Origin of the sequence: Mycolicibacillus trivialis, from assembly GCF_002102395.1 — a bacterium.
Classification (GTDB): Bacteria; Actinomycetota; Actinomycetes; order Mycobacteriales; family Mycobacteriaceae; genus Mycobacterium; species Mycobacterium triviale.
In genome coordinates this window covers 23,415-35,956 of the sequence record NZ_LQPZ01000047.1, presented here as the reverse complement: position 1 = coordinate 35,956, position 12,542 = coordinate 23,415, and the positions used below count along the sequence as shown (strand labels likewise).

12 protein-coding genes are annotated in these 12,542 nt (G+C 70.4%); 2 read left to right on the top strand and 10 right to left on the bottom strand.

The window, feature by feature from the left end:
- Nucleotides 1–14: 14 nt before the first annotated feature.
- The 6 genes from AWC30_RS16235 to pafA are packed head-to-tail and all read right to left on the bottom strand — an operon-like array spanning nucleotide 15 to nucleotide 7,385.
- On the bottom strand, nucleotides 15–2,729 hold the full coding sequence (locus AWC30_RS16235) for a DEAD/DEAH box helicase (RefSeq protein WP_085111276.1): 2,715 nt from the start codon (nucleotides 2,727–2,729) through the stop codon (nucleotides 15–17).
- Entirely contained in the window at nucleotides 2,713–3,651 is a 939-nt protein-coding gene (gene tatC / locus AWC30_RS16230) for a twin-arginine translocase subunit TatC (protein ID WP_109562110.1), read from the bottom strand. The genes AWC30_RS16235 and tatC overlap by 17 nt, the downstream gene beginning before the upstream one ends.
- Nucleotides 3,652–3,702: 51 nt before the next feature.
- Complete coding sequence (tatA, locus tag AWC30_RS16225) at nucleotides 3,703–3,945, bottom strand: Sec-independent protein translocase subunit TatA (RefSeq protein WP_085111274.1); 243 nt, start codon at nucleotides 3,943–3,945, stop codon at nucleotides 3,703–3,705.
- Between the two features lie 51 nt (nucleotides 3,946–3,996).
- Entirely contained in the window at nucleotides 3,997–4,977 is a 981-nt protein-coding gene (locus tag AWC30_RS16220) for a helix-turn-helix transcriptional regulator (RefSeq protein WP_085111273.1), read from the bottom strand.
- A complete protein-coding gene (locus tag AWC30_RS16215) occupies nucleotides 4,977–5,975 on the bottom strand; it encodes a helix-turn-helix transcriptional regulator (RefSeq protein ID WP_085111324.1) in 999 nt (332 codons plus the stop codon). The genes AWC30_RS16220 and AWC30_RS16215 overlap by 1 nt, the downstream gene beginning before the upstream one ends.
- A gap of 51 nt (nucleotides 5,976–6,026) precedes the next feature.
- Nucleotides 6,027–7,385, bottom strand: coding sequence for a Pup--protein ligase (gene pafA / locus AWC30_RS16210; protein ID WP_109562109.1), 1,359 nt, complete (start codon nucleotides 7,383–7,385; stop codon nucleotides 6,027–6,029).
- Between the two features lie 311 nt (nucleotides 7,386–7,696).
- Between pafA and AWC30_RS16205 the strand changes: the two genes are divergently transcribed.
- Both AWC30_RS16205 and AWC30_RS17635 read left to right on the top strand, forming a co-directional pair.
- On the top strand, nucleotides 7,697–8,338 hold the full coding sequence (locus AWC30_RS16205) for a hypothetical protein (protein WP_133053711.1): 642 nt from the start codon (nucleotides 7,697–7,699) through the stop codon (nucleotides 8,336–8,338).
- A gap of 3 nt (nucleotides 8,339–8,341) precedes the next feature.
- Nucleotides 8,342–8,881 carry a hypothetical protein gene (locus AWC30_RS17635; protein ID WP_133053710.1) on the top strand — a complete coding sequence of 180 codons (540 nt, stop codon included), beginning with the start codon at nucleotides 8,342–8,344 and terminating at the stop codon, nucleotides 8,879–8,881.
- A 266-nt stretch (nucleotides 8,882–9,147) separates the two neighbouring features.
- Here the strand turns inward: AWC30_RS17635 and prcA are convergent, their stop codons facing one another.
- The 4 genes from prcA to dop all read right to left on the bottom strand — a co-directional run bounded on the left by prcA (nucleotide 9,148) and on the right by dop (nucleotide 12,541).
- On the bottom strand, nucleotides 9,148–9,873 hold the full coding sequence (prcA, locus tag AWC30_RS16200) for a proteasome subunit alpha (protein ID WP_085111270.1): 726 nt from the start codon (nucleotides 9,871–9,873) through the stop codon (nucleotides 9,148–9,150).
- A complete protein-coding gene (prcB, locus tag AWC30_RS16195; RefSeq protein WP_085111323.1) occupies nucleotides 9,870–10,739 on the bottom strand; it encodes a proteasome subunit beta in 870 nt (289 codons plus the stop codon). The genes prcA and prcB overlap by 4 nt, the downstream gene beginning before the upstream one ends.
- A gap of 5 nt (nucleotides 10,740–10,744) precedes the next feature.
- Nucleotides 10,745–10,936, bottom strand: coding sequence for a ubiquitin-like protein Pup (locus AWC30_RS16190; RefSeq protein ID WP_085111269.1), 192 nt, complete (start codon nucleotides 10,934–10,936; stop codon nucleotides 10,745–10,747).
- Between the two features lie 96 nt (nucleotides 10,937–11,032).
- Entirely contained in the window at nucleotides 11,033–12,541 is a 1,509-nt protein-coding gene (gene dop, locus AWC30_RS16185) for a depupylase/deamidase Dop (RefSeq protein ID WP_085111268.1), read from the bottom strand.
- Nucleotide 12,542: the final 1 nt, after the last annotated feature.

The window sequence follows — 12,542 nt, the reverse complement described above, 5'->3', positions numbered from 1 at the left end:
CCCACCCTACCGGCCTACCCTCCGTCGACCGCGACGACGCCGCGCCGAATCGCACCGATCGCCTGCTGCGCCGTCCGACGCAGTTCGGGCTGCAGGCCGGCGTTGCGGACCTGATCGAGCAGATCGAGTACCTGACGGCACCAGCGCACGAAATCCCCGGCGGACAGCGGGCTGCCGGTCTCGGTCACGTCGGAGGCCGCCAGCGCGGTCGCCAGGTCACCGGTGCGGGCCCAGTGATAGGCCGCGCCCGCGAACCCGTCGTCGGGCTCGCGGCCGGTGGCCAGCCGGTGCCGCTGCTCGTCGGTGCGCAGGTGCGCCGACAGCCGCAGGGTGTTCTGCAGGCCGCGCCGCACCCCCGCCGACGGAGCGTCGGCGCCGTGGATACCGCCGTGGCCGTCCCCGCGGGTCTCGAACAGCACCGCGGAGACCACCGCGGCCAGCTCGGCGGGCTTGAGCCCCTGCCACGCGCCGGTACGCAGGCATTCGGCCACCAACAGGTCGCTTTCGCTGTAGATGCGGGCCAGCAACCGACCGTCGTCGGTGACCGTCAGATCCCCGTCCGGCGAGCTGCGGATGTAACCGCGTTCGGTGAGCAGCCCGACGATCCGGTCGAAGGTGCGGGCCAGCGAGTTCGTCGCCGCCGCCACCTTCTTGTCGAGCTGGGCGTTGTCGCGTTCGATGCGCAGGTAGCGTTGCGCGGCGGCCAACCCCTCGTCGCGGTCGGCGGTGTGGTGCGCCGGGTGGGATCGCAGCCGAGCGCGCAGTTTGAGCAACTCCGGGTCGGCCGGTTCGTCGCCGCGGCCGCGGTCGCGCCGCGGCACCGCCAGCCCGGCGGCGGCCGAACGCAGCGCCGACGCCAGGTCCCGGCGGACCCGCGGCTGGCGGTGTTCGACCCGCTTGGGCAGCCGCATCGTGCCCAGCGGCGGTGTCGCGCCCGGATAGTCGGCCGAGGAGATCCGGCCCGCCCAGCGGTGCTCGGTCAGCACCAGCGGCCGCGGGTCCAGGTCGTCGCGGGCGGCCTCGATCACCACCGCCAGCCCGCCGCGGCGGCGGTGGCTGATCGTGATGATGTCGCCACGGCGCAGCCCGGCCAGCGCGTCGTTGGCGGCGCGGCGCCGCTGCAGCCGGGAGGCGCGGGCCTGGGCCTTCTCCCGCTGGGAGATCTGCTCGCGCAGCCGGGCGTAGTCGAGGATGGGGGCGTCGGCGCCGCCGAGTTCGGCGGCGATCTCGGCGAGCATCGCCCGGCCCCGCTCGGCACCGCGGACCAGCCCCACCACCGACCGGTCGGCCTGGTACTGGGCGAAGGACTGCTCCAGCAGCCGGTGCGCCTGCTCGGTGTCCATCCGCGACACCAGGTTGATCGTCATGTTGTACGACGGCGCGAACGAACTGCGCAGCGGGAAGGTGCGGGTGGAGGCCAGCCCGGCCACGTCGGCCGGTTCGACGTCGGGTTGCCACACCACCACCGCGTGGCCCTCGACGTCGATGCCGCGGCGCCCGGCCCGCCCGGTCAGCTGGGTGTACTCCCCCGGCGTCAGCGGGGCGTGCTCTTCGCCGTTGAATTTCACCAGCCGCTCCAGCACCACGGTGCGGGCCGGCATGTTGATGCCCAACGCCAGGGTCTCGGTGGCGAACACGGCTTTGACCAGTCCGGCGGTGAACAGTTCCTCGACGGTGTGGCGGAACCCGGGAAGCATCCCGGCGTGGTGGGCGGCCATCCCCCGCAGCAGCCCCTCGCGCCATTCGTAGTAGCCCAGCACCCCCAGGTCGGCGTCGGCCAGGTGCGCGCAGCGCCGCTCGATGACCTCGGTGATGCGCGCGCGCTCGGCTTCGGTGGTCAGCCGCAGCGGCGAGCGCAGGCACTGGCGCACCGCCGCGTCGCAACCGGCCCGGGAGAACACGAACGTGATGGCCGGCAGCAGCCCGGCGCCGTCGAGCGCGGCGATCACCTCCGGGCGGGCCGGCGGCCGGAAGACCCGGACCGGTCCGCCGCGGTGGCGCTGCGGCCGCCAGTCGGAGAGCCGGTCGGCTTCCCGGCGGTGGCTGATGTGCCGCAGCAGTTCCGGAGCGACCGCGCCGGTCTTGCCGTCGGCGTCGAACAGGTCGAACAGCCGCTTACCGACCAGCATGTGCTGCCACAGCGGCACCGGGCGATGCTCGTCGACGACGACGGTGGTGTCGCCGCGCACGGTCTGGATCCAGCCGCCGAACTCCTCGGCGTTGCTGACCGTGGCGGAGAGGCTGACCAGCCGCACCGGTTCGGGTAGGTGCAGGATCACCTCCTCCCAGACCGCGCCGCGCATCCGATCGGCCAGGAAGTGCACCTCGTCCATCACTACGTGGGAAAGTCCCTGCAGGGTCGGTGAATCCGCGTAGAGCATGTTGCGCAGCACCTCGGTGGTCATGACCACCACCGGGGCGTCCCCGTTGATCGACTGGTCGCCGGTGAGCAGACCGATGTGTTCGGCGCCGTAGCGGGCGCTCAGATCGGTGTGCTTCTGATTGCTCAGCGCCTTCAACGGGGTGGTGTAGAAGCACTTGCCGCCGCCGGCCAGCGCGAGGTGCACCGCGAACTCTCCCACCACGGTCTTGCCCGCGCCGGTGGGGGCGCAGACCAGGACGCCGTGGCCGGATTCCAAGGCGGTGCAGGCCCGGCGCTGGAACTCGTCGAGGGCGAACGGCAGGTCCGCGGTGAAGCGGGCCAGTTCCGACTCAGGTGGCGTCGTCATCGGTGCGGGTGATCGGGCCGGGTGCGGCGACCGGTGACGGGTCCTCGAGCACCGACGCCTCGTCGTCGGCCAACGCCTCCGCGGCCGCGGCGCGTCTCGCCTTGCGCTTGTCGTGCAGGCGGGCGATCTGGATCGCGAACTCCAGCAGCAGCGTCAGCGCGAGGCCCAGCGCGATCATCGAGAACGGGTCGGAGCCGGGGGTGAAGATCGCCGCGAACAGGAACACCACGAAGATCAGGCCGCGCCGCCAGTTTTTGAGGCGCTGGTAGCTGAGGACGCCGACGGCGTTGAGCATCACGATCAGCAGCGGGAACTCGAAGCTGATGCCGAACACCAGCAGCAGGTTGATCAGGAAGCCGAAGTACTGGTCGCCGGAGAGGGCGGTGACCTGCACGTCGCTGCCGATGGTGAGCAGGAAGTGCAGGGCCTTGGCCAGCACGAGGTAGGCCAGCAGCGCCCCGGCGACGAACAACACCACCGCGGAGACCACGAAGGTGACCGCGAACCGGCGCTCCTTCTGGTAGAGCCCCGGGGTGATGAACGCCCACAGTTGGTAGAACCAGACCGGGCAGGCCAGCACCACTCCGGCGGCCAACCCCACCTTCAGACGCAGCATGAACTGGTCGAACGGGGCGGTCGCCAGCAGCCGGCACTGCCCGTCGGCGCTGATGTCGGCACGCGCCGACGGCGGCAGTGCGCAGTAGGGGTGACGCAACCATTCGCCGAGGCTTTCCAGCCCGAACACCGGATGCGAATACCACAGGAATCCGGCGATCGTGGTCAGGAAGATCGCGGCCAGGGAGATCAGCAGCCGGGTCCGCAGCTCGCGCAGGTGGTCGGCGAGCGCCATCGTGCCGTGCGGGTTGGTGCGGCTGCGGCGTTGACGCGGGTCGAGCCGCTTGAACAATCCCTGGGTGCGCACCATCAGAAGTCGAGGCGTGCGGCCGCGCCGCACGCCGGGGTCGAGGCCGGGTTAGGAGGCCCGTCCGTCGGCCGCGGGTGGGTCGACGCGCTCGGACTGCACCGCGGTGGGCGGCGCGGCGGGACTCGCCGGAGTCTCCGCCCTGCCCTCGTTCTGCAGCTCGCGGACCTCGGATTTGAAGATCCGCAACGACTTGCCCAGCGATCGTGCTGCGTCGGGAAGCCGTTTGGCACCGAACAGGACGATCACCACGACCAGCAGGATCGCCCAGTGCCACGGACTAAGACTGCCCACTTTGGTTACCTCCAGACGTCGCCACGATGCTACCGCAGCCCGCCGGCCCGGTTAGGCCGAGCGTCCCGCCGCGTCGTAGGCGGCCACCGCCGCGGCCGCGCCCCGGCGCACCCGCTGGGCCAGGCTCTCCGGTTCCAGAACCCGCACCTGCCCGCCCAGGCCCAGCAGCAGCCGAGTCATCCAGTCGTCGGAGGCGTAGGTCATCGCCGCCTCGCAGGTGCCGTCGGGCAGCTCGTTGAGCACCCGCATCGGGTAGTACTCGAACATCCAGGCCGCCGACGGCGCCACCAGCAAGGTAGCGGCGGGCAGGCCCGGGTCGGCGGTGAACAGCGACATGTCGGTCGGGGCCGCCACGGCCGGCTCCGGCGGCGCCGAAGGCTCGTCGAGCACGGTGGTGTCCACGATCCGGTCGAACCGGAACAGCCGGACGCCGTCGGCCTCGCGGCACCAGCCCTCCAGGTAGCTGTGGTTGCCGATCAGCACGACCCGGATCGGGTCCACCATCCGGGTGGTGAGGGTGTCGTGGGAGGCGGCGTAGTAGTCGATGCTCAGCGCCCGGCCGTCGGTGACGGCCTGGCGGACCGCGGCCGCGGCGTCGCCCTCCGCCGGGGCGGGTTCGTCGACCGCGGCGGCCGCTTCGGTCTGGTCGGCGGTGGCCGCCCCCGCCGCCGCCTCGATCTTGGCGATCGCGCTGCGCGCCGCCTCCGGCTCCACCACCCCGGGGATGTCGGTGAGGGCGCGCAATGCCATCAGCAGCCCGGTGGCCTCCGGTGAGGTCAGCCGCAGCGGATGGTCGAGCCCGGCGGAGAAGGTCACCTCGATGTGGTCGGCGTCGATGTCGACGAAATCGATCAGGTCGTCGGGGTAATGGCCGGGCAGGCCGCTGACGAACAGCAGGTTCAAATCGTCGACCAACTGCTCTTCGGTCACACCCAGGTCGGTGGCCGCCTTGGCGCGGTGCACCCGCGGGTTGGCCTGGAAGTACGGCACCATGTTGAGCAGCCGCACCAGCCGCTCGGAGATCGGGCGCATCAGCCGGCCACCTCCATCTCGTCGCTCGCGACGGCCCGCAGCCGGGCGAGGACCTCCTCGCGCAACTCGGGCGGCTCCAGCACCACGGCGTCGGCACCGTAGCCGGCGACGGTGCGGGCCAGCCGGCCCAGCGCATCGCCCTGCAGTTCGATCACCGTGCCGTCCCGCTCACCGAGGCGGCGTTCCTCGACCGCGATACCCGAACGCCGCAGTGCCACGCCGCGGTCCGCGGCCACCCACACCCGGGCGGTCACCGTCGTCGCCGAGCCGGCGACCGCGTCGGTGACGATCTGCCGCAGGTCCGCGTCGGCGGGCCGGGTTACCGCGCCGGGCTCCCCGACCGCGGTGACGGTGTCGCCCATGCGGGAGAGCCGGAACACCCGGGTGTCGTCCCGGTCGCGGTCGTGGCCGACCAGGTACCAGCGACCCTTGGCGGTGAGCACGCCCCACGGTTCGACGGTGCGCTGCGTATAGGGCTGGCTACGGGAGGGGCGGTGGTCGAACTGCACAGCCTGCCCGTTGTCGATCGCGGACAGCAGCCCGCTGAGCACCGCGCCCGCGCCGCGCAGGCCGGGCCGCTCGGTGACCGGGGCGATAGCGGTGGAGGCGTCCGGGTCGACCTCGACGCCGGCGGCGCGCAGCTTCAGCAGCGCCCGCTGGGTCGCGGTGATCAGTTCGGGGGTCTCCCACAGCTGGCCGGCCACCGCCACCGCGGCCGCCTCACCGGAGGTGAAGGTGATCTCCGGCAGCGCATAGTCGCCGACGCTGATCCGGTAGCCCTCCACCGGGCTCGAAGAGGAGACCCGGCCGGTCTCCAGCGGGATGCCCAGGTCGCGCAGTTCGCTCTTGTCGCGTTCGAACATCCGGGCAAAGGCGTCGTCGCTGTCGTTGTCGTAGCCGACCACGGTGGCGCGGATCTTCTCGGCGGTGAGATATCCGCGGGTGGACAGCAGCGCGATCACCAGGTTGAGCAGCCGTTCGACTTTGGATTCCGCCACGGCCACAGCCTAACCGGAGCACCGCCGCGCGGGCCGGTCCCGGCGCGCCGGTCACATACTGGCGATCAGCCGCGCGACCCGCTCGTCCTCGTACCGGAACGGGTCCTTGCACAGCACGGTGCGCTGCGCCTGGTCGTTGAGCTTGAGGTGCACCCAGTCGACGGTGAAGTCACGCCCGGCGGCCTGGGCGGCGCTGATGAACTCCCCGCGCAGCTTGGCGCGGGTGGTCTGCGGCGGGGTGTCGACGGCCGCGTCGATCTCCTCGTCGGTGGTCACCCGGGCTGCCAGGCCCTTGCGCTGCAGCAGGTCGAACACACCGCGCCCGCGCTTGATGTCGTGGTAGGCCAGGTCCAGCTGGGCGATCTTGGGGTCGGACAGTTCCATGTCGTAGCGGTCCTGGTAGCGCTGGAACAATTTGCGTTTGATCACCCAGTCGATCTCGGTGTCGACCTTGGCGAAGTCCTGGCTCTCCACCGCGTCGAGTTGGCGGCCCCACAGGTCGATGACCTGCTGCAGTTCGGGTGTCGGCGCCCGGTTGGCCAGGTAGTCCACCGCCCGGCCGTAGTACTCGCGCTGGATGTCCAGCGCGCTGGCCTGCCGTCCGCCGGCCAGCCGTACCGGCCGCCGACCGGTGACGTCGTGGCTGACCTCCCGGATCGCGCGGATCGGGTTGTCCAGGGAGAAGTCCCGGAACGCGACGCCGGCCTCGATCATCTCCAGCACCAGCGCGGCGGTGCCCACCTTGAGCAGGGTGGTGGTCTCGCTCATGTTGGAGTCACCGACGATCACGTGCAGGCGGCGGTATTTCTCGGCGTCGGCGTGCGGTTCGTCGCGGGTGTTGATGATCGGGCGGGACCGGGTGGTGGCGCTGGAGACGCCCTCCCAGATGTGCTCGGCGCGCTGGGACAGGCAGAAGGTGGCGGCCTTGGGGGTCTGCAGCACCTTGCCCGCACCACAGATCAGCTGGCGGGTGACCAGGAACGGCAGCAGCACGTCGGAGATGCGGGAGAACTCCCCGGCGCGCACGATCAGGTAGTTCTCGTGGCAGCCGTAGGAGTTGCCTGCCGAATCGGTGTTGTTCTTGAACAGGTAGATGTCGCCGCCGATGCCCTCGTCGACCAGCCGCTGCTCGGCGTCGACCAACAGGTCTTCGAGCACCCGCTCCCCGGCGCGGTCGTGGGTGACCAGCTGCAGCAGGTTGTCGCATTCGGCGGTGGCGTACTCGGGGTGGCTGCCCACGTCGAGGTAGAGCCGCGCCCCGTTGCGCAGGAACACGTTGGAGCTGCGCCCCCAGGACACCACCCGGCGAAACAGGTAACGCGCCACCTCGTCGGGCGACAGTCGGCGTTGGCCGTGAAATGTGCAGGTCACGCCGAACTCGGTCTCGATGCCCATGATTCGTCGCTGCACGGCTTGAGCCTACTGGTTGGGTCGCCACGGCGCGGCCCGGCCGCGCCGACGGGCGGTGACGCAGTATGCGCTGCATGCGCTGCGACGATGCGTATATCTGATTCAGAATCAGCTTCGATACTGATCGGCCGTTCCTTTCGACGGTGCCGAAAGGAACGGCGGCCACCCCGCTCCCCTGGGTGCCTCTGTTGCGCGAGTTATCCACAACGGAGGGACTGAAGCCTTCACTTTGTCGTCAAGCCCCCCACACGGCAGTAGCGGAGCCGTAGGCTGACCGCACCAGAGCTAAGCGTTTGACCTGGGAGGCGGCAGTGACACACCCGATGAACACCGGCGGGCCGAACGCGGCGCCCGGCGCCCCGGTGTCGCCGTGGTCGCCTGCTGCCACCGGGGTCCAGCCGGTGATGACCCCGCCGCCCCCGGCGGTGGGTGGTCCGGGGTGGCCGGCCCCGCCGCCGCGGCGCATGCCCGAGTCCTCTGATCGCAGCGCGCGGCGGTGGTGGACACGTGCCGGGCTGGGGGTGCTGGTGGCTGCGGTGGCCCTCGGCGGCGGTATCGCAGGGTCGCTGCTGATGAGCCAGGCGCGCCCCGACACCGACGCGGCCGCACCGCCGCCGCCGGCGGCCAGTGGGCCCAGCGCTGCGGAGATCCACACCCAAGACGTGCGACTGTGCACCACCTACATCACCCTGCACGCGACAGCACCGAAGTACGCCGAAACCGGAATGGACGTGCTGCCAGCCGCCGCCGAGCTGCGGGTGGCGTTGCTAGAAAACCCTGACGCTAGTCCCGAGATTCGGGCAGCCATGACGGATGTGTTGACCAGTTACGAGGGAGTGATGGCAGCGCTGGCCCAGGTGCGACAGCGCGGACTCGCCCAACCGCCAGTATGGGACCGCGACGCCTCCGATAAGGCGTTCCACCGGGCGGCCGAAGTGTGCGGGAGGACATAGACCATGGCCATCCTGCACGCCCCACCCCCGGCGACCACCGGCGGGCTTCCACCCTGGCCCGCCTCCACACCGCCACGGCGGCAACACAACCGGGCAGCAATAGCCGCCGCGCTGATCGCCGCCGCAGCCGGGGGCGCGATCGCCGGGGCCATCATGACCGCCGCAACCCCGACCACTATCGCAGCGCCTACACCCGAAGGCGCACCGCCACCAGCGGTCGTCAGCGCAGAAACCCGTCATACCCAAGACGTCAACCTGTGCACCACCTACGCCATCAGCAACGCGGTCATCCCGAAGCCGGATAGAACAGGCATGGACATCCTGCCAGCGGCCGCCATGCTGCGAGCTGCGCTGCTGGAAAACCCTGACGCCAGTCCGCACATCCGCTCCGCACTCAACGATATGGTCACCGTGTACGACGCCGACATGGCCCAGGCCGCGCGGGTACGCCCCGGCGGCCTAGTCGAGCCACCGAGTCGCGCAGATCTACCGATACGCGAGATTGCTGATCGGGCGTGGTCGATGTGCGGGTTGGATCAGTAAGGGCCGCATCGTGATTGCTGGTGATATGCCATGCCCCACCGGGGAAGCCGCTGCCGTGCTGGGCATCCCGGCGGCGTCGCCAGCCGCCAGTGAAACACAGTTGGACAACCTCACCGAGGAGCAAACCCGCCGAGCTCAGTACTAGGTTACGAAGCACCCTGAAATCGACACCCAGGCCGGATTATAGGCGGAAAAATCAGCACGATCACGTCCTGCATCGTCGATTTCAGGGTGTGGCCGTCGGCCACGACCGGCGCCGACAACACCTACTCGGCGGTTCCCGCCGGCCGCTCGGGCAGCAGCGCCTCCAGCGCGGCCCCGGTGATCCGCCGGAACGCCCGCTTGGGCCGGCCGGCGTCGAGGATCGCCACCTCCAGCGTTCCCGGCCCGAGCACCCGCGGCTCGGCGGCCTCCCCGTCGTCGGCGTGCAGCGCGTGCACCGCGACCTGCACGGCGTCGGCGAGGCCGGCGTTCTCGGTGTAGGAGTCCTTCATCGCGGTGATGATCGGCTCGGTGGTGCCGCCCATCACCACGAAATGCGGCTCGTCGTTGATCGAGCCGTCGTAGGTGATCCGGTACAGCTCGGGGCGCTTGGTCTCGCCGTAGTGCGCCACCTCGGCGACGCAGAGCTCCACCTCGTAGGGCTTGGCCTGCTCGGTGAAGATGGTGCCCAGGGTTTGGGCGTAGACGTTGGCCAGCTGCCTGCCGGTCACGTCGCGGCGCGCGTAGGCGTAACCGCGGGTGTCGGCGAACTGGATCCCGCCCCGGCGCAGGTTGTCGAACTCGTTGAACCGGCCGACCGCGGCGAAACCGACCCGGTCGTAGAGTTCACTGACCTTCTGCAGCGACCGCGACGGGTTCTCGGCGACGAACAGCACACCGTCGGCGTAGGACGACACCACCACGCTGCGGCCGCGCGCGATCCCCTTGCGGGCGAGCTCGCTGCGCTCGCGCATCGCCTGTTCCGGCGAGATGAAGTACGGAAAGCTCACTGCCCACCCCGCTCGCCGGTGCCATCGGGGCCGAATGTGTCGGCGCGGGTGCGGCTTTCGATGATCTCGCGGGACAGTTCGGCGATACGCTGCTCGGTCACCTCGTCGGCGCCGTCGGCGTCGATGGTGACCGCGGTCGGGTAGATGCCGCGAACCAGGTCCGGGCCACCGGTCGCCGAGTCGTCGTCGGCCGCGTCGTAGAGGGCCTCGATGGCGACCCGCAGCGCCGAATCCGCGTCGCGCACCTGCGTGTAGAGCTTCTTCATCGAAGACTTGGCGAACAGCGAGCCCGACCCCACCGACTGGTAGCCCTCCTCCTCGAGGTTCCAGCCACCGGCGGCGTCGAAGGAGACGATCCGCCCGGCCGAGCGCGGGTCGGCGGCGTCGATGTCGTAGCCGGCCAGCAGCGGCAGCGCGATCAGCCCCTGCATGGCCGCGCCCAGGTTGGACCGCACCATGATCGCCAGCCGGTTGACCTTGCCGGCGAACGTCAGCGGCACGCCTTCGAGCTTCTCGTAGTGTTCGAGTTCCACCGCGTAGAGCCGCGCGAACTCCACCGCGATGGCGGCGGTGCCGGCGATCCCGGTCGCGGTGTATTCGTCGGTGATGTACACCTTCTGCACGTCGCGCCCGGCGATCATGTTGCCCTGGGTGGCCCGACGGTCCCCGGCGACCACCACCCCGCCGGGGTATTTGAGCGCGACGATGGTGGTGCCGTGCGGCAGCTGGTCACCGACACTGTCGGTGGTCGCGGTCATCGGGAGCAGGTCGGGCGCCTGGCGGCGCAGCAGGTCCGAAAACGAGGAGAGCTCGGTGAAACCGGAGCCGGTCGTGGCGAGGTGAAGGCCCTGATGGTCACCGAACATCCAGGTCACTCGCCGCCCTTCTGCACGTAGGCCCGCACGAAGTCTTCGGCGTTCTCCTCCAGCACGTCGTCGATCTCGTCCAGCAGGTCGTCGGTCTCCGAGGCCAGCTTGTCGCGACGTTCCTGCCCCGCCCCGGTGTCACCGGTCGGGTCGTCGTCACCCCCGCCTCCGCCGCGCCTGGTCTGCTCCTGCGCCATCAGCTGCCTCCTGCTTGGTCGTTGGCGGACGCAACCCGCGTCCGCCAGCTTCTTCAGCCTACCGCCCGGGGCCCGGCCGCCCGCGGTACGTGGCGCTCAAGTCGTGAGTTGATCCACCAGTTCCACGGCGCTGTCCACCGAGTCCAGCAGCTCGCCGACATGGGCCCGGCTGCCGCGCAGCGGCTCCAGGGTCGGGATGCGCACCAGCGAGTCGCCGCCCAGGTCGAAGATCACCGAATCCCAGCTGGCGGCGGCGATGTCGGACCCGAACCGGCGCATGCACTCGCCCCGGAAATAGGCCCGGGTGTCGGTGGGCGGGTTGTCGACGGCGTGCAGCACCTGCTGCTCGCTGACCAGCCGGCGCATCGAGCCGCGCGCCACCAGCCGGTTGTACAGGCCCTTGTCCAGCCGAACGTCGGAGTACTGCAGGTCGACCAGGTGCAGCCGCGGCGCCGACCAGGCCAGGTTCTCGCGCTGACGGAACCCTTCGAGTAGCCGCAACTTGGCCGGCCAGTCCAGCAGGTCGGCGCACTCCATCGGGTCGCGTTCGAGCAGGTCGAGTACCCGCGCCCAGGTCTCCAGGACATCGGTGGCACGGGGGTCCGGGTCGCGACGGTCGACCAGTTTGGCGACCCGCTCCAGATAGATGCGCTGCAACGCCAGCCCGGTCAGTTCCCGGCCGTCGGCCAGGGCCACCGCGGTGCGCAACGACGGGTCGCGGCTGATGGCGTGCACGGCGTGCACCGGCCGCGCCAGCGCCAGGTCGGTGAGTTCCAGGCCGTGCTCGGGGCCCTCCTCGATCAGATCCAGCACCAGTGAGGTGGTGCCGAGCTTGAGGTAGGTCGCCGTTTCGGCGAGGTTGGCGTCGCCGATGATGACGTGCAGGCGACGGTATTTGTCGGCGTCGGCGTGCGGCTCGTCGCGGGTGTTGATGATCCCGCGTTTCAAGGTGGTCTCCAGGCCGACCTCCACCTCGATGTAGTCGGCGCGCTGGGTGAGCTGGAAGCCGGGCTCCTCACCGGCCGGACCGATCCCCACCCGCCCGGAGCCGACCACCACCTGCCGGGAGACGAAGAACGGGGTGAGGCCGGCGATGATCGTGGAGAACGGGGTCTGGCGGCTCATCAGGTAGTTCTCGTGGGAGCCGTAGGAGGCGCCCTTGCCGTCGACGTTGTTCTTGTACAGCTGCAGTTTGGCGGCGCCCGGCACGCTGGCGACATGGCGCGCCGCGGCCTCCATCACCCGTTCGCCGGCCTTGTCCCAGATCATGGCGTCCATCGGGTCGGTGCACTCCGGCGCGGAGTACTCCGGGTGGGCGTGGTCGACGTAGAGCCGGGCGCCGTTGGTGAGGATCATGTTGGCCGCGCCGACCTCGTCGGCGTCGACCACCGGTGGCGGTCCGGCGCTGCGGCTCAGGTCGAATCCGCGGGCGTCGCGCAGCGGCGACTCCACCTCGTAGTCCCATCGGGTGCGTTTGCCGCGCTGGAGGCCGGTCGCAGCGGCGTAGGCCAGCACGGCCTGCGTGGAGGTCAGGATCGGGTTGGCGGCCGGATCCGACGGCGAGGAGATGCCGTATTCGACCTCGGTACCGATGATCCGCTGCATA

Excerpts from the sequence above, each read along its gene's own strand:
- AWC30_RS16190 (WP_085111269.1), bottom strand. The coding sequence starts at position 10,936 with ATGGCGCAGGAGCAGACCAGGCGCGGCGGAGGCGGGGGTGACGACGAC.
- prcB (WP_085111323.1), bottom strand. The coding sequence starts at position 10,739 with ATGTTCGGTGACCATCAGGGCCTTCACCTCGCCACGACCGGCTCCGGT.
- AWC30_RS16235 (WP_085111276.1), bottom strand. The coding sequence starts at position 2,729 with ATGACGACGCCACCTGAGTCGGAACTGGCCCGCTTCACCGCGGACCTG.
- dop (WP_085111268.1), bottom strand. The coding sequence starts at position 12,541 with ATGCAGCGGATCATCGGTACCGAGGTCGAATACGGCATCTCCTCGCCG.
- AWC30_RS16220 (WP_085111273.1), bottom strand. The coding sequence starts at position 4,977 with ATGCGCCCGATCTCCGAGCGGCTGGTGCGGCTGCTCAACATGGTGCCG.
- AWC30_RS17635 (WP_133053710.1), top strand. The coding sequence starts at position 8,342 with ATGGCCATCCTGCACGCCCCACCCCCGGCGACCACCGGCGGGCTTCCA.